The organism is Janthinobacterium sp. GW821-FHT03C10, assembly GCF_059420865.1.
Genome location: NZ_JBWKUN010000004.1, coordinates 380,058 through 402,857 on the forward strand (window position 1 = coordinate 380,058; position 22,800 = coordinate 402,857).

The 22,800-nt window shown below is 64.1% G+C and carries 24 protein-coding genes; 19 read left to right on the top strand and 5 right to left on the bottom strand.

Features of this window, described 5'->3' with window-relative positions; all coding sequences use genetic code 11:
- Positions 1 to 74: 74 nt before the first annotated feature.
- A complete protein-coding gene (pncB, locus tag AC07VH_RS15965; protein WP_034781917.1) occupies positions 75 to 1,265 on the top strand; it encodes a nicotinate phosphoribosyltransferase in 1,191 nt (396 codons plus the stop codon).
- Positions 1,266 to 1,432: 167 nt separating this feature from the next.
- Here pncB and AC07VH_RS15970 read toward each other — a convergent pair whose 3' ends face one another.
- Positions 1,433 to 1,732, bottom strand: a complete 300-nt coding sequence (locus AC07VH_RS15970; protein WP_070221804.1) for an antibiotic biosynthesis monooxygenase family protein — start codon at positions 1,730 to 1,732, stop codon at positions 1,433 to 1,435.
- Between the two features lie 66 nt (positions 1,733 to 1,798).
- Complete coding sequence (locus tag AC07VH_RS15975) at positions 1,799 to 2,146, bottom strand: hypothetical protein (protein WP_475417460.1); 348 nt, start codon at positions 2,144 to 2,146, stop codon at positions 1,799 to 1,801.
- Positions 2,147 to 2,341: 195 nt separating this feature from the next.
- Here AC07VH_RS15975 and AC07VH_RS15980 point away from each other — a divergent pair, with 195 nt between their 5' ends.
- The 4 genes from AC07VH_RS15980 to AC07VH_RS15995 all read left to right on the top strand — a co-directional run bounded on the left by AC07VH_RS15980 (position 2,342) and on the right by AC07VH_RS15995 (position 5,783).
- Positions 2,342 to 2,923 carry a DJ-1/PfpI family protein gene (locus AC07VH_RS15980; RefSeq protein WP_287777691.1) on the top strand — a complete coding sequence of 194 codons (582 nt, stop codon included), beginning with the start codon at positions 2,342 to 2,344 and terminating at the stop codon, positions 2,921 to 2,923.
- Between the two features lie 64 nt (positions 2,924 to 2,987).
- Positions 2,988 to 4,220 carry a GAF domain-containing sensor histidine kinase gene (locus tag AC07VH_RS15985; RefSeq protein ID WP_489628580.1) on the top strand — a complete coding sequence of 411 codons (1,233 nt, stop codon included), beginning with the start codon at positions 2,988 to 2,990 and terminating at the stop codon, positions 4,218 to 4,220.
- Between the two features lie 53 nt (positions 4,221 to 4,273).
- Positions 4,274 to 4,921, top strand: coding sequence for a response regulator (locus AC07VH_RS15990; protein WP_494788644.1), 648 nt, complete (start codon positions 4,274 to 4,276; stop codon positions 4,919 to 4,921).
- Between the two features lie 166 nt (positions 4,922 to 5,087).
- Positions 5,088 to 5,783, top strand: a complete 696-nt coding sequence (locus tag AC07VH_RS15995) for a Crp/Fnr family transcriptional regulator (protein ID WP_070221800.1) — start codon at positions 5,088 to 5,090, stop codon at positions 5,781 to 5,783.
- On the opposite strand, the gene AC07VH_RS16000 is transcribed toward AC07VH_RS15995, so the two are convergent.
- Positions 5,776 to 6,969 (bottom strand): MFS transporter, encoded by a 1,194-nt coding sequence (locus tag AC07VH_RS16000; RefSeq protein ID WP_494788645.1) that lies wholly within the window; start codon positions 6,967 to 6,969, stop codon positions 5,776 to 5,778. The two genes, AC07VH_RS15995 and AC07VH_RS16000, sit on opposite strands and share 8 nt — an antisense overlap.
- A 91-nt stretch (positions 6,970 to 7,060) precedes the next feature.
- Here AC07VH_RS16000 and AC07VH_RS16005 point away from each other — a divergent pair, with 91 nt between their 5' ends.
- Positions 7,061 to 7,513, top strand: a complete 453-nt coding sequence (locus AC07VH_RS16005; RefSeq protein ID WP_494788646.1) for a winged helix-turn-helix transcriptional regulator — start codon at positions 7,061 to 7,063, stop codon at positions 7,511 to 7,513.
- Complete coding sequence (locus tag AC07VH_RS16010) at positions 7,510 to 8,730, top strand: D-amino acid dehydrogenase (protein WP_494788647.1); 1,221 nt, start codon at positions 7,510 to 7,512, stop codon at positions 8,728 to 8,730. The genes AC07VH_RS16005 and AC07VH_RS16010 overlap by 4 nt, the downstream gene beginning before the upstream one ends.
- On the opposite strand, the gene AC07VH_RS16015 is transcribed toward AC07VH_RS16010, so the two are convergent.
- Together AC07VH_RS16015 and AC07VH_RS16020 are read right to left on the bottom strand one after the other, a co-directional pair.
- Positions 8,705 to 9,784 carry a hypothetical protein gene (locus AC07VH_RS16015; protein ID WP_494788648.1) on the bottom strand — a complete coding sequence of 360 codons (1,080 nt, stop codon included), beginning with the start codon at positions 9,782 to 9,784 and terminating at the stop codon, positions 8,705 to 8,707. The two genes, AC07VH_RS16010 and AC07VH_RS16015, sit on opposite strands and share 26 nt — an antisense overlap.
- A gap of 66 nt (positions 9,785 to 9,850) precedes the next feature.
- A complete protein-coding gene (locus tag AC07VH_RS16020) occupies positions 9,851 to 10,885 on the bottom strand; it encodes a MerR family transcriptional regulator (protein ID WP_489630882.1) in 1,035 nt (344 codons plus the stop codon).
- A 339-nt stretch (positions 10,886 to 11,224) separates the two neighbouring features.
- On the opposite strand from AC07VH_RS16020, the gene AC07VH_RS16025 reads away from it, so the two are divergent.
- The 12 genes from AC07VH_RS16025 (at position 11,225) to AC07VH_RS16080 (ending at position 22,779) form a co-directional block, all read left to right on the top strand.
- The gene (locus AC07VH_RS16025) at positions 11,225 to 12,235 is read left to right on the top strand and encodes a zinc-binding alcohol dehydrogenase family protein (RefSeq protein WP_494788749.1); all 1,011 of its coding nucleotides are present in this window, start codon (positions 11,225 to 11,227) and stop codon (positions 12,233 to 12,235) included.
- A gap of 1 nt (position 12,236) precedes the next feature.
- On the top strand, positions 12,237 to 13,373 hold the full coding sequence (locus AC07VH_RS16030; RefSeq protein ID WP_494788649.1) for a mannitol dehydrogenase family protein: 1,137 nt from the start codon (positions 12,237 to 12,239) through the stop codon (positions 13,371 to 13,373).
- Positions 13,374 to 13,487: 114 nt separating this feature from the next.
- Positions 13,488 to 14,405 carry a GntR family transcriptional regulator gene (locus tag AC07VH_RS16035; RefSeq protein WP_494788650.1) on the top strand — a complete coding sequence of 306 codons (918 nt, stop codon included), beginning with the start codon at positions 13,488 to 13,490 and terminating at the stop codon, positions 14,403 to 14,405.
- Positions 14,406 to 14,430: 25 nt separating this feature from the next.
- Positions 14,431 to 14,766: a UxaA family hydrolase gene (locus tag AC07VH_RS16040; protein ID WP_070221792.1), complete on the top strand. Its 336-nt coding sequence runs from the start codon at positions 14,431 to 14,433 to the stop codon at positions 14,764 to 14,766.
- Positions 14,763 to 15,986 carry a UxaA family hydrolase gene (locus AC07VH_RS16045; RefSeq protein WP_494788651.1) on the top strand — a complete coding sequence of 408 codons (1,224 nt, stop codon included), beginning with the start codon at positions 14,763 to 14,765 and terminating at the stop codon, positions 15,984 to 15,986. Before AC07VH_RS16040 ends, AC07VH_RS16045 begins: the two co-directional genes overlap by 4 nt.
- A gap of 11 nt (positions 15,987 to 15,997) precedes the next feature.
- On the top strand, positions 15,998 to 17,014 hold the full coding sequence (locus tag AC07VH_RS16050) for an aldo/keto reductase (protein ID WP_494788652.1): 1,017 nt from the start codon (positions 15,998 to 16,000) through the stop codon (positions 17,012 to 17,014).
- The gene (locus AC07VH_RS16055) at positions 17,011 to 17,841 is read left to right on the top strand and encodes an amidohydrolase family protein (RefSeq protein WP_494788653.1); all 831 of its coding nucleotides are present in this window, start codon (positions 17,011 to 17,013) and stop codon (positions 17,839 to 17,841) included. Before AC07VH_RS16050 ends, AC07VH_RS16055 begins: the two co-directional genes overlap by 4 nt.
- Before the next feature lie 114 nt (positions 17,842 to 17,955).
- Positions 17,956 to 18,285, top strand: coding sequence for an L-rhamnose mutarotase (locus tag AC07VH_RS16060; RefSeq protein ID WP_475417473.1), 330 nt, complete (start codon positions 17,956 to 17,958; stop codon positions 18,283 to 18,285).
- A 75-nt stretch (positions 18,286 to 18,360) separates the two neighbouring features.
- Complete coding sequence (locus tag AC07VH_RS16065) at positions 18,361 to 19,116, top strand: SDR family oxidoreductase (RefSeq protein WP_494788654.1); 756 nt, start codon at positions 18,361 to 18,363, stop codon at positions 19,114 to 19,116.
- 188 nt (positions 19,117 to 19,304) lie between these two features.
- Entirely contained in the window at positions 19,305 to 20,171 is an 867-nt protein-coding gene (locus AC07VH_RS16070) for a fumarylacetoacetate hydrolase family protein (protein WP_494788655.1), read from the top strand.
- An 81-nt stretch (positions 20,172 to 20,252) separates the two neighbouring features.
- Complete coding sequence (locus AC07VH_RS16075; protein ID WP_494788656.1) at positions 20,253 to 21,785, top strand: sugar ABC transporter ATP-binding protein; 1,533 nt, start codon at positions 20,253 to 20,255, stop codon at positions 21,783 to 21,785.
- Positions 21,786 to 21,804: 19 nt separating this feature from the next.
- Entirely contained in the window at positions 21,805 to 22,779 is a 975-nt protein-coding gene (locus tag AC07VH_RS16080; RefSeq protein WP_034759656.1) for an ABC transporter permease, read from the top strand.
- Positions 22,780 to 22,800 lie beyond the last annotated feature (21 nt).

Sequence of the window (22,800 nt, forward strand, 5' to 3'; positions counted from 1 at the left end):
TCCTGCAAGCGAACCCTGCTGAAATGCTTGCGGTGGCGTACTATTCTGGCTTCAGGAAGTTGGAGAAAACACACATGACCCCGATAGTGCGCAGTTTGCTGGAAACCGATCTGTATAAATTTACAATGTGGCAAGCCTTGCTGCACGGTCATCCGAATACCCATACCGAGTACGAATTTGTCTGCCGCAACGCCACCGCCTTTCCCCTGGCCGAACTGAAGGGCGAGCTGGAAGAACAGCTCGACCACCTGTGTTCGATGTCGTTTGCTGACGACGAGCTGGCCTATTTGCGCACCTTGCGCTTCATGAAGAGCGATTTCGTCGACTTTTTGACGGTGTTCCGTTTTCAGAGAAAATTCATCGACGTCAGCACGGACGGCGACACCCTGCTCGTGCACGCGGCCGGGCCGCAGGTGCATGTGATGGGCTTCGAGATTTTCGTGCTGTACATCATTAACGAACTGTATTTCCGCCGTTTCGACCTCGATGCGGCCATGCGCGAAGGGCGTCACCGCCTGGGCTTGAAAGTGGCGGCCGTCAAAGAATTCGGCAAGTTGCCACGGCGCAAGCATCCATTTGAATTTTCCGACTTCGGCGTGCGCCGGCGTTTTTCCGGTGCCTGGCACGACGAGGTGGTGCAGCGGCTGGCGCGCGAAGTGCCCGAGTATTTCAAGGGCACGTCGAATGTCTACCTGGCGAAAAAGCTCGGTATCGTGCCGATCGGCACCATGGCGCATGAATACATGCAGTCGTTCCAGTCGTTCGGCGTGCGCCTGCGCGACTTTCAAAAGGCGGCACTGGAAGACTGGGTGCAGGAATACCGTGGCGACCTGGGCATCGCCCTGACGGACGTGGTCGGCATGGATGCCTTCCTGGCCGACTTCGACCTGTATTTCGCCAAGCTGTTCGACGGCTTGCGCCACGATTCGGGCGACCCCGTCGAATGGGGAGAGAAGGCGCTGGCCCACTATGCGGCCCTGCGCATCGACGCCAACACCAAGCGCCTCGTGTTTTCCGACGGCCTGGACCTGGACAAGGCCTTCGCCCTGTATCAGCACTTTGCCGACCGCATCATGACGGGTTTTGGCATCGGCACCAATCTCACCAACGACGTCGGTTTGACGCCGCTCAATATCGTCATGAAACTGGTGCGCTGCAATGGCCAGTCCGTGGCGAAATTGTCGGATTCGCCGGGCAAGACCCTGTGCAAGGATGAAACCTTCCTCGCGTATCTGCGGCAGGTGTTTCACCATCCTGCCGTCTAAGCTGCGCCCAGGCGTCTATGCGTGGCGTAGGTCCGATTAGCGGGGCCGCCGAGGCGCGGCAAAGCCGCGCGTAATCGGACAACTGCGCGGCCAACTGCGCGGACAACTGCGCGGCCAAACTCGCCGACAAGCTCGGCGTGCAGACGGCGTGCAGTGTGAGCCCCGACTTAAAACCCCGTGACCACCGTGTTCATGTGTTCCACCTGCGGCGGGGCGGCAAAGAATTCGCCCACCAGGCCGCGCCAGGCCTGGAAGTCGTCGCTGCCGCGGAAATGCACGGTATGGTCTTCGAGGGTCGTCCAGCCGACCACCAGGCGGTAGGCGTCGCCGTTTTCGATCGAGCGCTCCAGGCGCATCGATTCGCAGCCGCGCGCGCGCTGAAACAGGGGCACGGCTTTCGCTACGGCCGCCTCGAAGGCTTCATGCGTGGCCGATTTGATCTGGATGTGGGCAATTTCAAAAATCATGGCAAGTTCCGCTGTGGAATGAAGGAACGGTGATCTTGCCATAATTTCGCCGCGCGGGGGAGGGCGTCAGCCTGCCAGCACCTGTTTGCCTGCACCTGCGCCAGCGCGCTGGCTGCCCGCGTGGCTGGCCGTGCGCTGTTCGATGTCGCAGCCATTGCATGCCTGCACGATGGCGTGCGCCCGTTCCCGTTCCTGCGGAGTGCCGATGGCGACGACGAGGCGGAACATGCCGCGCCACGCCGCCTTGCCCTGCACGGGAACGGCCTCGTCGTCGACCGTGTCGAGCTGCACGGCGTGCGCGGAAAAGCCATCGCCCAGCAGGGTGCTGCGGGCCTGCTGCGCATCGGCAAGATGGTCGAAGATACGGATCAGGGCAGGCGCAGGGTTGGCAAGGGGGCTGGTGGAGGTACTCATGGCCAGGCTTTCAAAGAGGGTCGTCTGTATTTGACCTGCGAGCCTTTAAATAATTCTGCCTCAGCCTCCAAATGCCTGCATTCAGTGGCAAAAGTTTGATAAATATCCAGTATGGCTGCCAAGTCGCGCTAAGATACGCCTTGCGGTGCATCCTGCAGGCAGGGATGCGGGATCAATCTTTCATAGGAGAACTAAATGGCAGCGAAGAAAATTCTGTTTTTGACCGGCGATTTTGCAGAAGATTATGAAACGATGGTGCCGTTCCAGGCCCTGCTGATGCTGGGCCATACCGTGCATGCCGTCTGCCCCGGCAAGAAAAGCGGCGAGACGATCAAGACGGCCATCCACGATTTCGAGGGCGACCAGACCTACACGGAAAAGCCGGGCCATTTGTTCACCCTGAACGCCAGCTTCGACGAGATCGACCCGGCCCACTACGACGCCGTGATGATCGCCGGCGGCCGCGCGCCCGAATACCTGCGCCTGAACGAGAAAGTCATCGCCGCCGTGCGCCATTTCGCCGAAGCGGGCAAGCCCGTCGCGGCCGTCTGCCATGGCGCGCAATTGCTGGCCGCCGCCGATGTCATCCGCGGCAAGCGCATTTCCGCCTATCCCGCCTGCGCGCCGGAAGTGAAACTGGCGGGCGGCACGTATGCCGATATCGCCGTCACGGACGCCGTCACGGATGGCCAGTTCGTCACGGCCCCGGCCTGGCCCGCCCATCCGGCCTGGCTGGCGCAGTTCGTCAAGCTGCTCGGTACCGAGATCCATTTGTAACCTTCACCAGTCCGGCAGGCCGCAGCGCTTGCCGGGCGTATCACTTTTCAGATTCGAGTTCTTCATGCATGCGCCGCGCAGTCAACCTTCCCGCAAACAACTTCCAGCCTCGCGCTGGCGCCAGCGCCGCCTGGCGCAAGCCGCGTCGGGCCTGAGCGCCGCGCAGGAACGCCAGCTGGCCACCCTGCATGACATTTCCACCTTGCTGGCGGGACAGCACGCCATCGATGCCCTGTGCCGTGGCTTCCTGCGCCACGTGATGCAGTTCGCGCAGGCCGAAGGCGGCACCGTGCGCATCCTCGATCCGCAGCAGGACACCGTGCACATCATCGTGCACGAGGGTATTTCCGACGCCATGGTGGAAGAGGAACACTGTATCCGCAACAACGATTGCCTGTGCGGCGCGGCCGTGGCGCAGGGCGTGATCCAGATCCGCGATTTCCGCCAGGTCGATGCGCTGCAGCGCTACCGTTGCCAGGACGAAGGTTTCATTGCCATCGCCGTCTTCCCCATCCTCGCGCGCGAGCAGGTGGTGGGCAGTTTTTCGCTGCACTTTGCGCGCCCGCAAGCCGTGCATGCGCAGCAGCAGGGCTGGCTGGAGACGCTGGGCCAGAGCCTGGGCATCGCCATCGAAAACCAGCGCCTGATCGCGCGCGAAAAGGAATTCGCCGTGGCGCGCGAACGCAGCCTGCTGGCCGAAGGCTTGCATGACAGCATCGCGCAAAGCCTGAACTTCATCAGCCTGCAAGTGCAGATGCTCGACGATTCCGTGCGCCGGGGCCAGCTCGACGAAGCGGCCGAAGTGCTGCCGCTGATGCGCATGGGCGTCGAGCAAAGCTACCAGGACGTGCGCGAATTGCTCGTCAATTTCCGCACGCGCTGGCATGGCAGCGACCTGGAAAGCAAACTCAGCGAAGTGCTGGCCAAGTTCGAGCTGCAGACGGGCGTCGCCGGCACGCTGGAGATGAGCGGCAACGGCGCGCCGCTGGCGCCCGAGCAGCAGTTGCAGATCCTGTTCATCGTGCAGGAAGCGCTGTCGAATATCCGCAAGCACGCGCAGGCGAGCAATGTGGCGTTGCGCGTGGAAAACGGGCGCGACTTTGCGCTGCAGGTACGCGACGATGGCGAAGGCTTTGCCGCCAACCTGCGCGACAAGAAAACGGAATTGCAGATCGGCTTGCGTATCATGCAGGAACGGGCCGAGCGGCTCGGTGCGCAATTTGCCATCGACAGCACGCCCGGCGGCGGCACGACGATCTCGCTGGCCCTGCCGGCAGCCCGGCGCCAGGCCGCGTAACAGATGATTCCGAATCTATTCCCGCTATTTATCAGGCTAAAGAAACAAACATAGTGAACGCACCAATCAAAATCCTGCTGGTCGACGACCACACCCTGCTGCGCAGCGGCGTCAAGCTGCTGCTGCAGCGCAATCCTCAATTCCAGGTGGTGGGCGAGGCATCGAACGGGCTCGACGGCGTGCGCCTGACGGCCGAACTGCGGCCCGACGTGGTGCTGATGGACTTGAACATGCCGGGCGTGACGGGCGTCGAGGCGCTGCAGCTGATCTTGCAGGACATGCCGCAGATGGTGGTGCTGATGCTGACCGTGTCGGAAAACGCGGCCGACCTGGGCGCGGCCCTGCGTGCAGGCGCGCGCGGCTACTTGCTGAAAAATATAGAAGCCGAGCAGCTGGGCCAGGCCATTTGCCGCGCCGCCGCCGGCGAATCCGTGATTGCCGACGCCATGACGGCCAAGCTCGTGTCGCAGTTCCGCGCGGGGCAGAACGCACCGCAGGAAGACTATGACAAATTGACGCCGCGCGAACGCGAAGCCATGGCGTGCCTGGCGCAAGGGCTGAGCAACAAGGAAATCGCGCGCCAGCTGGACGTGGCCGAAAGCACGGTGAAAATCCACGTGCAAAACATCCTCAAAAAGCTTAAGCTCAGCAGCCGCGTGCAGATTGCCGTGTATGCGGTCGAGCGCGAACTCGGTAAATAAAGATCAAGCAAAGCGCAAATACCGTGCCAAAAAGCCACAAGGAATGCGCGATTGTTTGATCTGCATGGCGTTCCGGCCTAGACAACCCTAGTTCCTTTGACGTATGGCCTTGACCGTGCCTGCGCATTACACTCTTAGTCATTCGCTAATCTAATAAGAGAGTGTCATGCATAAGGTCAACGTCGATGGCTTGCTATCGAGCCAGGCTCTGTTCCGCCATATTTCCCCTTCGCAATTAGAGCAATTGCGCCAGGATGTCGTGCGTGTCGAAGTGGAAAAAGGCAAAGTGTTGTTCCGCAAGGGCGAAGTGGCGGAAGGCGCCTACGTGGTGGTCTTCGGCCTCGTCAAGCTCAGCGTGTTTTCCATGGAAGGGACGGACAAGGTCCTGGAATTGATCCGCCCGGGCCAGAGCTTCGGCGAAGCCATGATTTTCCTCGATGAACCGTATCCGTTCTGCGCCGAAGCGCTCGAGCACTGCCTGCTGCTGCGCATCCCGCCGCACGCGCTGCTGCGTCTGCTGGACCAGTCGCCCCGCATCGCGCGCCAGATGATGAACAGCCTGTCGCACCACCTGATGGGCTTCATTCGCAACGTGGAGCGCTGCTCCGTGCAGAACGCCACCCAGCGCGTGGTCGAGTATCTGCTGCAGGCATCGGACCAGCAGCGTTCCAACGAGGTCAAGCTGGACCTGAAGAAAAGCCTGCTGGCATCGTTCCTGAACCTGGCGCCCGCCACCCTGTCGCGCGTGCTGCACCAGCTGACGGATTTGCACCTGATTAAAGTCAGCGGTTCGCTGATCCAGATCCAGCCGGATGCACTGAAGACGTACCGCCACGGTTCCGCCGCGGCGATGCTCAATTAAGTTTTTCAGCAGGCAAGGTCAGCCGCCAGAACAGCAGGGCGAGCAAGCTGACCGCCGCGCCCAGCGCGCATACCCCATGCCAGCCCGCCAGCGCATACACGCTGGTGGCGGCAATCGCCCCGAGTCCGCTTCCCACCGCATAAAACAGCATGTAGCACGCCACCAGGCGGCTGTGCGCGTCGCTGTCCTGCTTGAAAATCAGGCTCTGGTTCGTCACGTGGATGGCCTGTCCCGCCAGGTCCAGCGCGATGATGCCGACGATCAGGGGCCACAGGGCAGCACCGGCAAAGCTGAGCGGCAGCCACGCGGCCAGCAGCAACAGCAGGGCCGCGCCCGTTGTCCACTGGGCGCGGCCCTTGTCCGCCATGGCGCCCGCACGCGCCGCGCCCAGCGCGCCGATCACGCCCACTAAGCCGAACGCGCCGATGGCCGCATGCGTATAGCCTTGCGCCGTCAGGGGCAGCACCAGGGCGCTCCAGAAGATATTGAAGACGGCAAACATCAGCAGGGCCAGCATGCCGCGCACGCGCAGCACCTTGTTGTGCAGCAGCATGTCCGCCATCGAAGCGAGCAGGGCGCCGTAGGCCAGCTTTTGATCGGATGGCTGCGCCGGCGGCAGCTTGCGCCACAGCAGCAGCAACAGGGCACAGGCGATGGCGGCCGAGACAAAATACACGGCGCGCCAGTCGGCCAGGTCCGCCACCACGCCGGACAGGGTGCGCGCCAGCAGCAAGCCGATCACCACGCCGCCCTGCGCCATGCCGACGACCCTGCCCCGCTCATGGCTGGCCGCCGCGCTGGCCGCGTAGGCGATCAAGCCCTGCGTCATGGCCGTGCCCAGCAAGCCCACCAGCAGCATGCCGCCCAGCAAGGCGGCCGTGGAACGGGCGCAGCCCAGCGCCGCCAGGGAGACGGCCAGCATGCCCAGCTGGAACAGGGTCAGCCGGCGCCGGTTCAGCATGTCGCCCAAGGGAACCAGCAGCAGCAGGGCCAGCGCGCAGCCGATCTGCGTGGCCGTGATGACCATGCCGCTGGCGGCCTCCGTCATGCCGAATTCCTGCGCCAGGGTGGCGAGCAAAGGCTGGGCGTAATACACATTGGCCACGCTGAGGCCGGCCGCACAGGCAAACAGCCAGACGAGAGGGGAAGGAAGTGCTGTTGTAATGGGGGTGGTCGTGTCGCGCATGGGCTTGCCTATAAGTGGTTGCAAATTAAAACCAGTTGGAGTCTACGGTGATTAGTTTTAAAATGCAACCACTCAATCCTGGAGCATGCCGATGGCCAAGCGCAAGAGCCTGAAAACTGACCCCTGTCCCGTGGCGCGCGCGCTCGACGCGATCGGCGAGCGCTGGTCGCTCTTGATCGTGCGCGATGCCTTCGACGGCATGCGGCGTTTCGGGGAATTCCAGAAAAGCCTGGGCGTGGCGAAGAACATCCTGGCCGACCGCCTGCACACGCTGGTGGAAGAGGGCATTTTTACGGTCGCGCCCGCCTCGGACGGCACGGCCTACCAGGAATACGTGCTGACGGCCAAGGGGCTGGCGCTGTTTCCCGTCGTCGTCGGCTTGCGCCAGTGGAGCGAGGCGCAATTGTTCGACCCTGGCGAGGCGCATTCCACCTTGCTGCAGCGGGGTTCAGGCTTGCCCGTGCGCCGCATGGACGTGCTGGCCGAGGATGGCCGCGTCCTGCAGGCGGGCGATACCGTCGTGCAGAAGGTAGGGGCGCCATGAGCCGCACGGTGGCCGTCATCGGCGGCGGTATCACGGGCGTCACCACGGCGTACGCGCTGGCGAAACGGGGCGTCGCTGTCACCCTGGTCGAGCGCCACCGCTATGCCGCCATGGAAACGTCGTACGCGAATGGCGGGCAATTGTCGGCCTCGCACGCGGAAGTCTGGAACCACAAGGCGACGATATGGAACGCGCTGAAATGGATGACGCGGCGCAATGCGCCGCTGCTGCTCAATCCGACTCCCGGCTGGCACAAGCTGAGCTGGCTTGCGGAGTTTCTCGCCGCCATGCCGCACTACGAGCGCAACACCATCGCCACGGCGCGCATGGCGATTGCCGCGCGCGCACACCTGTTTGCGTGGGCCGAGCAAGAAAACATAGCTTTCGACCATCGCCGCGCCGGCATCCTGCACGTGTACCGCGACCAGCGCGGCTTCGAGCGGGCGGCCGGCGTGTCGCGCCTGCTGGCGCAGGCAGGGCTGGAGCGCCGCGCCGTCACGCCGCAAGAAATGCGCGCCATCGAACCGGCCCTGCACGGCGACTTTTACGGCGGCTATTACACGGACAGCGATTCCACGGGCGACATCCACAAATTCACCAGCGGCCTGGCCGACGCCTGCGCCCGCCTGGGCGTGGCTTGCCGCTACGGCACGCAGGTGACGGCGCTGGCGCGTGAGCACGGCCAGGTGCGGGTCATGACGGGCGAGGACAGCGCCGTGTTCGACGCCGTCGTCATCTGCGCGGGCACGGCCAGCCGGGCCATGGCGGCCATGCTGGGCGATCACGTAAACGTGTATCCCGTGAAAGGCTATTCGATTACCGTGCAGCTCGATGACGCCGCCAGCCGCGCGGCGGCACCGTGCGTCAGCCTGCTCGACGATGCGACCAAGCTGGTCAGCAGCCGCCTGGGCGAGGACCGGCTCAGGGTGGCGGGTACGGCGGAATTCAATGGCTTCAATGACGACATCCGCGCCGACCGCATCCGCCCGCTGCTGCAGTGGGTCGAACAGTGCTTTCCTGGTGTGAATACCCGCAAGGTGGTGCCGTGGGCGGGCCTGCGCCCTATGTTGCCGGCCATGCTGCCGAAAGTGGGGCCGGGCAAGGCGCCGGGCGTGTACTACAACACGGGCCACGGCCACCTGGGCTGGACCCTGGCGGCCGCGACGGCGGAGATGGTGGCAGAGGCAGTGCTTAGTTCTTCGGCAATAGATCGCTGAGCGCGGCGCGGCCCTTGACGGTGAGGAAGGGGCCGACCTTGCTGTAGGGCAGTAAAAAATCGTTTTCGCAGCCGCTGCCGTTCGAGTCTTCCCAGAACGACACGCCTTCGGGTTTCAAGGACAGGTGGAAGCGGCCGCGGCCGTCGTAATCCGTGCCCTTGCATTCGGCGTCGATTTTCACGTCCTTGAAGAGGGCCTGGCGCAGGCGGTCCGGCAATTCGGCCTTGTCGTCGCCATCGCTGGCGCTGGCGCCAAACCAGTTCCACACGTCCGTCTCCTGGCCCGTTTTGACGTCCCAGGTGCGGAAGCGGATGGAGATGCCGCTGGCGCCATAGCCGGCCGCCCAGCGGTAGAATTTGACCGTCACCCAGCGCGGCGACCAGTAGGTGGGCTCCGCATATACTTCGTCTTCCGTCGTGAAACCGTTGCGGCCCAGGTATTCGCGGCGCGTGGCATAGAAATCGGCCAGGTCTTTCTTGTTCTTCGCCAGCACGGCGCGCAGCTGCGCGTTGATTTTTGCGATGCCGTCGCCGGGCGCCATCAGTTCCACGGTGATGGTGTCGCCCACTTGCAGGTTGCGGTATTGCTTGCCTTCGAAGGTAACGGGTTTGCTGACCTTGGTGTTGGGAAAGTCTTCCAGCGCCAGGTTGTAGGCGTCGCTGGCGCAGGACGGGTGTTCGCGCTCGCCCGCCGCTTCCAGCAAGCTCAAGGCCAGGGGCAGGGTCTTGCCGCTTTTCGGCTCGGTCCACGTGCCGGTGAGCTTGCCGCCCTGCGGCGCGTTAAGGCGCCACGTGCCCGTCGTGTCACCCTTGGCGTCGGACTCGCTCCAGTCGCTCTTGCCGTTCGCCATGGACAGCATGATGGGTGTCTTGTAGCGCGTGTAGTAGTAATTGCCGCTGCGGTCAGATCCTTGCGTGGGGCTGGGCTGGTTGAAGCAGGCGACGATATTTGCCTTGCCCAGGGTGCCTTGCCACACCCCTTGCACGGGCGTATCGGCCGCCATGGCGGAATTCAGGGCGGGCAGGGTCAGGCAGGCAAACAGAAAGCGGCGCATCGGTGGTTCCTCTCGTGGGCGATGGCCGATTCTACATGGCCCCGCCCACGAGATGCCACACGTCAACTATGTACGTGGTCGCTCCTGCGCCACGATAGCCATTGCCGCGCCCAGGTATTGCACCATGGCGGCGTCAACGAAGCTGCCTTCCATCAAGCGCGGTTCCTGCTGGTGCGCCTGGCGGAATTTCAGCTGCGTGGCCGGGTCCGTGCCCGCATACGAACGGAACAGATCCAGCCATTGCCGCGCCAATTGCAGCACGGCCGGGGCGGTGGGCGGCGTGCGCGCATCGATGGCGGCGCGCACGGCGGCGATCAGGGCCGGCCACTCGCCCGAGCGCCTGCCGTAGTTGGCGAGCAAATACGCATATTCCTGCTCATCGAGGAAAGGCTTGTACAGCGCCATGCGCGAGGCGTTGAAGGCGGCGAGAATGAACTGCATCAGCTCCGCATCGATGCTGGTGGTGGCCTGCATGGCCGGTTCCTGCGCATGCATATCGTTCAGGCGCGCGAACAGGCCAGGGTGGGCGCCCGTGTCGCGCACCAGCTTGACCATCCATTCCGTGGCCAGCGCCTGCGCTGGCGCGTCGCCGGGGCCGGCGCCCGTGGCCTGCAGTGCGCGCACTCTTGCAACCAGCGCCTTCCATTCCTGTTCCACGGCCGCATCGGACAGCAGCGGCAATTGCTGCAGTTCTTCAGGACTAAAATATTTGTCGTACATGGTCATCAACTCCATAGTGGTAAGCCACTCGGCCAGTTCCGGTGCCTGTCCCTGCGCCAGTTGCGCCTGCAGGGTGAGCAGGCGCTCGCGCAGGGTGGACGCCTGCGCGATCTGGCGCTCCAGCATGGCGATCTGCTGCGCCACGATGGAATGCAAAGGCAGGTCCGGGCCGGCGAGGGCATTGGCGATATCGGCCAGCGACAGCCCGAACTTGCGCAGCGCCATGATCCGGTGCAGCCGGTCCATGTCGCCGTGCTGGTACAGGCGGTAGCCAGCTTGCGTGCGCGCCGAAGGCGAGAGCAGGCCGATGCTGTCGTAGTGGTGCAGGGTGCGGATGGTCAGGCCCGTGAGCCTGGACAGTTCACCGATTTTCAACAGCATCGTCTTTTCCTTGTCTTCAGTGCGTGCTGCCACGATGGCGCCTGACGTCACGTCAGGGTCAAGCAGGAATGTAGCAGAGGAGCCGAAAAAATCGGAAAAAGAATCCGTTGACCTCTATTTTTTTGTACGGTATATTTATAAAACCGAATGACGGTTTCAGCAAAACAGACAGGTTCGGGCCAGGCGGCATGACGGCATGATCGTTGTGCGGCGCAGCAAGGAGCGCCATTGGCAGGGCTGGAAAGACAATCCGCGCAGACGGATTTTTTTCACAGTTGGTTTGTACGTTAAATATAATATGCCGCCGGCAAGATCCGGACGGCGAGAGAGACGACCATGATGAAAAGTATCGTTTGCGATACGCCCGGCAGTTTGCGCATGGAGCAGCGTCCCGTGCCCGTGCCCGCCGAGGGCGAAGTGCTGCTGCGCATACGCCGCGTCGGCATCTGCGGCACCGACATGCATATCTTCCGTGGCACCCAGCCTTTCCTCAGCTATCCGCGCGTGATGGGCCATGAATTGTCCGGCCATATCCACAGCGCGCCGGCCGGCTCGCGTCTGGCTGTGGGCGACCAGGTCTACGTGATGCCCTACCTGTCCTGCGGTACTTGCGTGGCCTGCCGCCAGGGCAAGACCAACTGCTGCACCCGCATCGAAGTGCTGGGCGTGCACCGCGACGGCGGCATGACCGAATACCTGGCGCTGCCCGAGCGCTTTGTCTTCAAGACGGAAGGCATCTCGCTCGACGACGCGGCCATGATCGAATTTCTCGCCATCGGCGCGCATGCCGTCAAGCGCGGCGCGGTCGATGCGGCCAAGCGCGTGCTGGTGGTGGGCGCCGGCCCGATCGGCATGGCCGTGATGCTGTTCGCATCGTTGAAAGGTGCCGACGTGACGGTGCTCGACGGCCGCGCCGACCGCCTGCAGTTCTGCCGCGACGCGCTGGGCATCGTCCGCACGGTGCAGCTGGGCGAGGGCGACAAGGAGCTGCTGTCGGACGCCACGGGCGGCGAATTCTTCGACGTGGTGTTTGACGCCACCGGCAATATCGCCGCCATGGAGCGTGGCCTGGACTTCGTCGCCCATGGCGGTAGCTATGTGCTGGTATCGATCGTGCGCGACCGCCTGTCGTTCTCCGACCCTGAATTCCACAAGCGCGAAACCACCTTGCTGGGCAGCCGCAATGCCACCGTCGACGATTTCGAGGACGTGGTGGCGGCCATGCAGGCGGGACGCGTGCCAACGGCGCTGCTCAATACCCACCGCACCACGCTCGACGAATTTACGGGCGTGCTCGATCGCTGGATGCAGCCCGAGGCGGGCGTCATCAAGGCCATCGTCGAGGTCTGAGATGAGCGATCTCAACCCCATACTTCAATTCGGCACCAGCCGCTTCCTGCAGGCGCACGCCGACCTGTTCGTCAGCGAAGCGGCCAGCCTCGGCGAGGCGCTCGGCCAGATCACCATCGTGCAAACGACCGGCAGCGCGCAGGGCGCGGCGAGGGTGGCGGCGTTTCGCCGGCCCGGTGGCTATCCCGTGCGCATCCGCGGCTGGCAGGACGGCGCGCAAGTCGATGAAGAGCGCCGCGCCCACTCCGTCACGCAGGCGTGGCAAGCGGGCAGCGACTGGCGGCAGGTGCGCGATGCGGCCGTGGCCGCGCGCGTGATCTTGTCGAATACGGGCGACACGGGCTACCAGCTGGACGAATCCGATCACGCGGGCATGCTCGACGGCGCGGCCGTTCCTGCCAGCTTTCCCGCCAAGTTGCTGGTGCTGCTGCACGGGCGCTTCCTGGCCGGCGCCGCGCCCATCTCGATTTTTCCGTGCGAACTGGTGGCCGACAACGGCAAGGTGCTGCGTCAGGTGATCGTGGCATTGGCGCGGCAGTGGCTCTGCGATGCCGCGTTCATCGGCTATCTGGAAACGGGCTGCCTGTGGATCAATTCCCTCGTCGACCGCATCGTTTCGGAACCGATCGAACCGGTAGGCGCGGTGGCGGAGCCCTATGCGCTGTGGGCCATCGAAGCGCAGGAAGGCATGCTGCTGCCGTGCCGCCACCCGCAACTGGTGGTCACAAACAGCCTGCGCGAGTATGAACAGCGCAAGCTGTTCTTGCTGAACCTGGGTCACACCTATCTGGCGCAGCTGTGGATGGAGCGGGGCAGCCCGGCCGGCATGACGGTGCGCGAGGCGATGGACGATGGCGCCATGCGCGCCGCGCTGGAAGCCCTGTGGCAGGAGGAAGTGCTGCCAGTGTTTGCCGCCATGGGAGAACAGCACGGCGACGCCGCGCTGGCCTATGTGGCGCAGGTCAGGGAACGCTTTTGCAATCCCTTCCTCGCGCACCGCCTGGCCGACATCGCCCAGCACCACGCCGGCAAGATCGAGCGCCGCATGGCGCCCGTGGCGGCCCTGGCGCGGCAGCTCTGTCCCGCCCTGGTGCAGCCGCGCCTGCGCGCCATGCTGGCGCCGGGAGCGCAGCCATGAAGGCCTCCGTCACCGCAGTTGTTTCTTTTTCGGCATGCCGATCCAATCCGATATCGACTAAAATGGCCCACTCATCCACTTTCCCTTTCGCTGGCATAGCGCGTTCATTCATCCATGTCCAAACCCGCCACCGTCTTCAAGCGCAGTACCAATCTGCTGTTGCAATTTCTCGCCGAGAATGTCGCAGTGGGCGAGATGCTGCCGACGGAGCAGTTCCTGACCACCATCTGCCAGGGCAGCCGCACGGCGGTCCGCAGCGCGATCGCCTACCTGTCGACGCGGCGGCTGATCGCCAGCCCGGCGGACCGGCGCCTGCTGCGCAAACCCATACCGGGCGACTACTTCGATATCTCCGAATTGCAGTCGGGGGCCGAGCGCATCCAGCAAGTGCTGATGGAACGCGTGTACCAGCGCGACATGCCGCCCGGCGCGGAATTTTCGGAAGCGGAACTGGCGCGCGAGGCGGGCGCCAGTACCGTCAGCGTGCGCGAATTTCTGATCGGCTTTTCGCGCTTCGGCCTGATCGAAAAGAAGCCGCGCGGCGGCTGGCGCCTGTGCGCGTTCGACAGGTCTTTTGCCACCGAACTGGCGGACATGCGGCGCATGTTCGAGATGGCGGCCGTGGAGCAGTTTGCGCACCTGCCGCATGGCGACCCGGCGTATGCGGAACTGGCGCGGCTGATCAAACAGCACGAGAAGCTGGCGGCCAGGATAGACACGCGCCACAATGCCTTTCCGGCGCTGGACCGCGAGTTCCACACCTTTTTGATTGGCCTGCTGAACAACCGCTTCGCGCAGGGCTTCTACGATATCGTCTCGTTCGTGTTTCACTATCACTACCAGTGGGACAAGGGCGAGGAAAAGGGCCGCAACCAGTACGCGGTGCAGGAACACCTGGCGATCCTGCATGCGCTGGCGGAGCACGACATACCGAAGGCGCTCGAGTGCATGCGCTCGCACCTCGACTCCTCGCGCCGCACCATGCTGTCATCGATAGGCACGCGCGAAAAACTGAGCCAGCCGGACACCTAGCCGTCTTTGCCGGGGAGGGTGCGCCATGAGCCTCGCTTCCCGGCCTGCCAGCCTGCTGCTGATGTCGCCCGAGGATAACTGCCTGATCGCCAGGACAGCATTGGCCAGCGGCGACGTCGTCGCCATCGATGGACTGCCCGTCACCCTGGCGCAAGACATCCAGATCGGCCACAAGGTGGCGCGCCGCGCGCTGGCCGTGGGCGACAAGGTGCTGCGCTACGGCGCCCTGATCGGCAGCATCACGGCTCCCGTCGCCATCGGCGAGCATATCCACACGCACAACCTGGCAAGCGACTACATCCCCACGTTTACCCTGGGCCAGGACGGCCACCATTTCCTGCACAAGGACGACCAAGCATGAACGCTCCCGTAACGACACCCGCCCTGTCGGGCTACCTGCGCGCCGATGGCCGCAAGGGCATCCGCAATATCGTGGTAGTGGCCTATATGGTCGAATGCGCGCACCATGTGGCGCGCCTGATGGTCAACGCCTTTCCCGGCCAGCCCGTGCACCTGATCGGCTTTACGGGCTGCTTCCCCAACGAATACGCGGACCAGGTGATGCGCCGCCTGCTGACGCACCCGAACGTGGGCGCCGTGCTGCTGGTCTCCCTGGGCTGCGAAGGCTTCAACAAATATGGCCTCTCCAGCGCCGTGGCCGACAGCGACCGCCCCGTGCACACGATCACCATCCAGGAAAACAGCGGCACGCGCCCCAGCGTGAGCAGCGGCGTCGAATGGATAGGCTGGGCTTTGGAACACCTGGCGCGGCAGGTGCGCGTGCCGATGGGGATCGATGAACTGGTCGTCGCCACCATCTGCGGCGGCTCCGACAGCACCAGCGGCATCAGCGCCAACCCGGCCGTCGGCGTCGCCTTCGACACGCTGATCGCGGCCGGCAGCCCCTGCATCTTCGAGGAGACGGGCGAACTGGTGGGCTGCGAACACCACATGCAGCGGCGCGCCGTCAGCCCGGACCTGGGCAACGCCATCGTCGAAACCGTGGCCAAGGCCGCGCGCTACTACACCATCATGGGCCATGGCAGCTTCTCGCCGGGGAACGCCGATGGCGGCCTCACCACGCAGGAAGAAAAGTCGCTGGGCGCCTACGCCAAGAGCGGGTCCTCGCCCATCGTCGGCATTCTGAAGCCGGGTGACCAGCCGGCCGGCGGCGGCCTGTACCTGCTCGACGTGGTACCGGACGGCGAGCCGCGCTTCGGTTTCCCGAACGTGTCGGACAACGCGGAAATCGTCGAACTCATTTCCTGCGGCGCCCACATCACCTTGTTCACTACCGGACGCGGCTCCGTGGTGGGCTCGGCGATTTCTCCCGTCATCAAGGTGTGCGCCAATCCGCAAACCTTCGAGCGCCTGGCCGACGACATGGATATCAACGCCGGCAAGATACTCACGGGCGAAGCCACCTTGGAAGAAGTGGGCGCCGAGATCGTCACCGCCGTGCTGAACGTGGCCAACGGAGAACTGAGCCGCTCGGAAGACTTGGGCCACCAGGAATTCGTGCTGACCTATAAACAATTCGCCGCGGTGGGGCCAGGCTGCTTCCCCTTGCGCGCTGCTTGAGGGCCGGATTCATGGATGTCACACAATTGCGTAGCTTGCCGCGTGGCGGCCTCTCGCTGCCCTGCATCGGCATGGGCTGCGCGCCGCTGGGCGGCCTGTATCAGCCGGTCAGCGACGCGCAGGCGCGCGCCACCCTCGATGGCGCATGGGACGCCGGCGTGCGCTTCTTCGACACGGCGCCGTTCTACGGCTATACCCAGTCCGAACACCGTCTCGGCGCGGCGCTGCGCGAGCGGCCCCGCGATCATGTTGTCGTCAGCACCAAGGCGGGACGGCTGATGCGGCCCGACGCCTGCGTGCGTCCCGGCGACGACGGCTTTGCCGCGCCGCTGCCGTTCCGCCCCCATTACGACTACACGTATGACGGCGTGCTGCGTTCGCACGACGACAGCCTGCAGCGATTGGGGCTCGAGCGCATCGATATCCTGTTCGTGCACGATATCGGCAAGGCCACGCATGGCGCACGCGAGCAGCAATACTGGCGCCAGCTGACGACCGGCGGCGGCTTTCGCGCGCTGGACCAGCTGCGCGCCAGCGGCCAGGTGAAGGCGGTGGGCCTCGGCGTCAACGAATCCGAGATCGTGCTGCGGGCGATGGCGGAATTCGACCTCGATTGCACCCTGCTGGCGGGCCGCTACACCTTGCTGGAGCAGTCTTCGTTGTCGCCATTGCTGGACCTGTGCGTGGAACGCGGCAACGCCATCGTGATCGGCGGCCCGTTCAACTCGGGCGTGCTGGCCGGGAACGGCAAATTCAATTACGCCGAGGCACCGGCCGCGATACTCCAGCGCGTGGCGCGCCTGGACGCCGTCTGCCGCGCATTCAACGTGCCGCTGCAGGCTGCCGCCCTGCAGTTCCCCCTCGCGCATCCGGCCGTCGTTTCCTGCATCCCGGGCGGCCAGGACCTGGCGCAGCTGCGGCAAAACCTCGACTGGTTCGCCACGCCCTTGCCGGACGCCTTGTGGACGGCCTTGCAGGAAGCTGGCCTGATCGACGCGCGCGCACCCGTGCCCAAGGGAGCCGCATGATGCGCATCGACGCCCACCAGCACTTCTGGCAACTGGCCGCGCGCGGCGGCAGCTGGCCGCCGCCATCCTTGGCCGCCATCCACCGCGATTTTGCGCCCGCCGATCTGGCGCCTCTGCTGGCCGAACACGGCATCGCTGGAACGGTGCTGGTGCAGTCGCTGCCGTCGTCCACCGATACCGATTACCTGCTGGCGCTGGCGGACAAGACCAGCTTTATCCGCGCCGTCGTGGGTTGGACCGATCTGCTGGCGATGGATGCGCCGGCGGCGATTGCCCGCCTGGCATCGCACGGCAAGCTCAAAGGCCTGCGCCCGATGCTGCAGGACCTCGACGACGATGCATGGATCGCCGATCCCGCGCTCGCGCCGGCGTTGAGGGCCATGGCGGCACACGGCTTGCGGCTGGACGCGCTGGTGCTGCCGCGCCACTTGCCCGCGTTGCTGCGTTGCGCACGCGATTATCCGCTGCTTCCCATCGTGATCGACCATGCGGCCAAACCGCCGATCGCCGATGCCGTCTTCGGCTGCTGGCGCGAAGACATGGCGCAGCTGGCCGCGCTGCCGAACGTGCACTGCAAGCTGTCCGGGCTGGTGACGGAAGCGAGGCCTGGCTGGAACGTGGACGAGCTGCACCCCTATGCCGCACATGTGCTGGACGTGTTCGGCCCCCGGCGCGTGATCTGGGGCAGCGACTGGCCGGTAGTCGACCTGGCAGGCGGCTATGCGACCTGGCTGGCCGCCAGCGAGGCGCTGCTGGCGCATCTCGATCAGCAGGACAGGGACGATATTTTCGGCCTCAATGCTTGCCGGTTTTATGGGCTTAAATGAGGTGGCTGGCTTGTCGGCTTACGCCGTGCCGGCTAAGCCGACCTACGAAACACCGCGATGCCAACTGTAGGTTGGCTTAGCCGGTACGGCGTAAGCCAACAAAAAGGAGCTGAAATGCAAAGAATGGGCATGGTCATCGGCATCGCGCCGGACCGCATCGCGGAATACAAGACCCTGCACGCCGCCGTCTGGCCGCAGGTGCTGGCCAAGCTGGCAGCCGCGCATGTCGGCAATTATTCGATTTTTTTGCGCGAGCCGGAAAACCTGTTGTTCGGTTACTGGGAATACCACGGCGAGGATTTTGAGGCCGACATGGCGGCCATCGCCGCCGATCCGGAAACGCAGCGCTGGTGGACCTTTTGCGCCCCCTGCCAGCAGCCGCTGGCCTCGCGCGCCGAGGGCGAGCACTGGGCGATGATGGAGCAGGTTTTCTACCTTGCTTAGCAAGAATCCGGGGTCAGACCCGCCGGGTCTGACCCCAGCAGTTAAGGTGTTGGGTTAAAAATAAAAGGAGACAACATGATCGCCAGACTACAAGGAAAAATCGCCCTGCTCACCGCCGCCGGCCAGGGCATCGGCCGGGCCACGGCCGAAGCGTTCGTGCGCGAAGGCGCGACCGTGATCGCCACCGATATCAACCAGAGCCAGCTCGACGCACTGAAGGAAGCGACGGGCTGCGCCATCCGCCTGCTCGACGTGACCGATGGCGCGGCGATCACCGCGCTGGCCGGCGAGATCGGTCCCGTCGATATCCTGTTCAACTGCGCCGGCTTCGTCGATGGCGGCACCATTCTCGATTGCGACGATGCGGCCTGGGACCGTTCCTTCGACATCAACGCCCGCTCCATGTACCGGCTGATGCGCGCCGTGCTGCCCGGCATGCTGGCCAGGGGCGCCGGCGCCATCGTCAATATGTCGTCGGTGGCGTCGAGCGTGAAGGGCGCGCCGAACCGCTTTATCTACGGCACCTCGAAGGCGGCCGTGGTGGGCATGACCAAGTCGGTGGCCGCCGATTTCGTCACGCGCGGCATCCGCTGCAATGCGATCTGCCCCGGCACCATCGAGTCGCCCTCGCTGAAGGAACGCATTGCCGCCCAGGCGGCGGCGACGGGCGCGAGTGTCGATGAAGTGCAAGCCGCTTTCGTGGCCCGCCAGCCGATGGGCCGGGTGGGCAGGGCAGAGGAAATCGCCGCCCTGGCCGTGTATCTGGCTTCCGACGAATCCGCCTTTACGACCGGCATGACTCACGTCATCGATGGCGGCTGGTCTAACTAAGGACATCCGACCAAACCTACTGCGCGTCGCGATATGCGGCTTGCGATGCTCACTGTACATTCGTACAGCTGCGCTTCTCGGCCACATCTCGCTTCCGCTCGCTACGGTTTTGTCGGGTGTCGTGAAGGCGCGGGCCTGATTGCTACCGAACTTTTTATGTTGTTTGATGTTTACTTGAAAGTTTAATCATGAAACTGATGCGTTATGGCGCCAAGGGCGCTGAAAAACCTGCCTTGATCGATGCTGACGGCGCCGTGCGCGACCTGTCCGGCGTGTTGCCCGATATTACGGCCGCGACCCTGGGCAAGGATGGCCTGGCGACCCTGGCGGCCATCGATATCGGCAGCCTGCCGGTGGTGGCCAACCCCGGCCGCATCGCGCCGCCTTGGCAGGGCGTGGGCAAGTTTTTATGCGTGGGCCTGAACTACGCCGACCATGCGGCCGAATCGGGCATGGCCGTGCCGTTTGAGCCGGTGCTGTTCATGAAAGCCACCAGCGCCATCATCGGCGCCAACGACGCCGTCGTGCTGCCGCAGGATTCGCAGAAAAGTGACTGGGAAGTGGAGCTGGGCGTGGTGATCGGCACCACCGCGCGCTATGTGAGCGAAGCGGAGGCGCTGTCGTACGTGGCCGGCTACTGCGTTGTCAATGACCTGTCCGAACGCGAATACCAGCTCGAGCGCGGCGGCCAGTGGGACAAGGGCAAGGGCTGCGATACCTTCGGCCCCATCGGCCCCTGGCTGGTCACAAGCGATGAAGTGGCGGACCCGCAAAACCTGGGCCTTTGGCTGGAAGTGAACGGCAAGCGCGTCCAGGACGGCAATACCAAAACGATGGTCTTTGGCGTGGCGAACCTGGTCAGCTACATCAGCCGCTTCATGACCTTGTACCCGGGCGACATCATCAGCACCGGCACGCCACCGGGCGTGGGCATGGGTCAGAAGCCGTCGGCCGTGTACCTGAAACCGGGCGACAGCATGCGCCTGGGGATCGACGGCCTCGGCGAACAGCGGCAGACCGTGCATGCGTGGAATCCGCAGCTGATCGACAGTTAATACGGCAGCAGACCGGCGTGCCGCCAAGATGCTCAGACATCGGCGCGCCGGCCTATGGCAGTGGAGTGGAGGAGACACACCATGAATCAATCCGAAGAGATACTGGCGCTGAACAAGGTCAGCAAGCGCTTTCCCGGCGTGCTGGCGCTGGACAACGTCAGTTTCAGCCTGCGCAAGGGCGAGGCCCATGCGCTGTGCGGCGAAAACGGCGCCGGCAAGTCCACCCTGATGAAGGTGATGAGCGGCGTGTACCAGGCCGACGAGGGGGAACTGGTCTACAAGGGCAAGGTGTGCTGTTTTGCCAGCAGCGTGGATGCGGAGGCGGCCGGCATCGCCATCATCCACCAGGAACTGAACCTGATCCCGCACCTGAGCGTGGCGGAGAATATTTTCCTGGCGCGCGAACCGGTGCGCGGTATCTTCATCGACCGCAAGAAGATGCGCGCTGATGCGCAGGCGCTGCTGGATCGCTTGAAACTGCGCATCGACCCGCGCCAGCTGGTGAAAAACCTGTCCTGCGCGCAGCAGCAGATGGTGGAAATCGCCAAGGCGCTGTCGCTCAATACGGAAGTGCTGATCATGGACGAGCCCACGTCGTCGCTGACGGAAAGCGAGACGGGCCAGCTGTTCGACATCATCAATGAACTCAAGCGCAACGGCGTGAGCGTGGTCTACATCTCGCACCGGCTCGAAGAAATGCAGCACATCATCGACAGGGTGACGGTGCTGCGCGACGGGAAATTCGTCTGCACCGACGATTTTGCCAGCACCACGCTGGACGCCATCGTGGCCAGGATGGTGGGCCGCACCCTCGATGAAAAATTCCCCGACCGCGTCTCGACGCCGACGGCTGAAGTGCTGCTGCGCGTGAGCGATTTGCACCGCAAGGATGTCTTCGGCCCGCTGAGCTTTGATTTGCGGCGCGGCGAGATCCTCGGCTTTTCCGGCCTGATGGGCGCTGGCCGCACGGAAGTGGCGCGCGCCATCTTCGGCGCCGATCCGCTCACCGGCGGCGCGATCCACCTGGGCGACACGCAAGTATCGATCACCAGCCCCATCGACGCCATCGGACACGGCATCGCCTACCTGTCGGAAGACCGCAAGAGCCACGGCCTGGCGGTGCGCATGTCGGTGGCGGCCAACCTGACCCTGACGAATGTTTCGGCGCTGGCCAACCGTTTCGGCTTCATCGATTTTGCCAGGGAAGAGGCGGTGGCGCAGCAGTACATCGCTGCGCTGGGTATCAAGACGCCGACCTCGCAACAGGTCGCCCGCAACCTCTCGGGCGGCAACCAGCAAAAGATCGTCATCAGCAAATGGCTGTACCACGAATCGAAAATCATCTTCTTCGACGAACCCACGCGCGGCATCGACGTGGGCGCCAAGTTCGCCATCTACCAGCTGCTCGACAAGCTCGCATCGGAAGGCATCGGCGTGGTGCTGATCACGTCCGAGCTGCCCGAGATCATGGGCATGACGGACCGCGTGGCCGTGTTTCATGAAGGGCGCATCAGCGGCATCGTCAATACGCGCGAGTCGTCGCAGGAAGAGATCATGCAGCTGGCGTCGGGGCGCGTAGCCAGTCCCGTTCCTGGCCAGACGGCAGTCCACTAAAAACAGAAAGCTTAAAAAAATGAATAAAGAACTGATCCAAAAATTCGCCGCGCTGGGCAGCCTGTCGCTGTTGCTGCTGGTGTTTTCCCTGACCAGCAACGCCTTTTTCTCCGTCAGCAACGGCATGAGCGTGGCCTTGCAAGTGACGTCGATCGCCTACCTGGGCATAGCCGCCACCTGCGTCATCATCACGGGCGGCATTGATCTGAGTTCCGGCTCCGTGCTGGCGCTGGCCGGCGTGGCCGCCGCGCTGCTGGTGAAAAGCGGCGTGCCCGTGCCGGTCGCCATGCTGGGCGGCGTCGTGGTGGGCGCCATGTGCGGCGCCGTCAACGGCTTTTGCATCACGCAGTTGAAACTGCCGCCCTTCATCGCCACCCTCGGCATGATGCTGATCGCGCGCGGCCTGGCGCTGCAGGTGACGGGCGCGCGCGCCATTTCCGGCCTGGGCGAGTCGTTCGGCGAACTGGGTAACGGCGTGCTGTGGCGCATCGAGCGAGACACGGGCGGCACCTTTCCCGAAGTCGTGTTTCCCGGCATTCCGTATCCGGTGGTGCTGATGGTGGTGATCGCCGTGGCCGTGTCCATCATGCTCAGCCGCACCACCTTCGGCCGGCATATCTATGCCGTCGGCTCGAATGCGGAAGCGGCGCGCCTGTCGGGCGTGAAGGTGGGTCGCGTGACCCTGCTGGTGTACACCCTGTCCGGCGCCCTGTCGGGCCTGACGGGCTGCGTGCTGATGTCGCGCCTGGTGACGGCGCAGCCGAACGAAGGCGTGATGTACGAACTCGATGCGATCGCCAGCGCCGTCATCGGCGGCGCCTCGCTGATCGGCGGCATCGGCACCATTTCCGGCACCGTCATCGGTTCCTTCGTCATCGGCATCCTGCGCAACGGCTTGAACATGAACGGGGTATCGAGCTTTATCCAGCAAATCATTATCGGACTGGTCATCCTGCTGACCGTCTGGATCGATCAGAAGCGCAACCGCGCCTGAAGCAGCAGCTGAAAGTAGTCA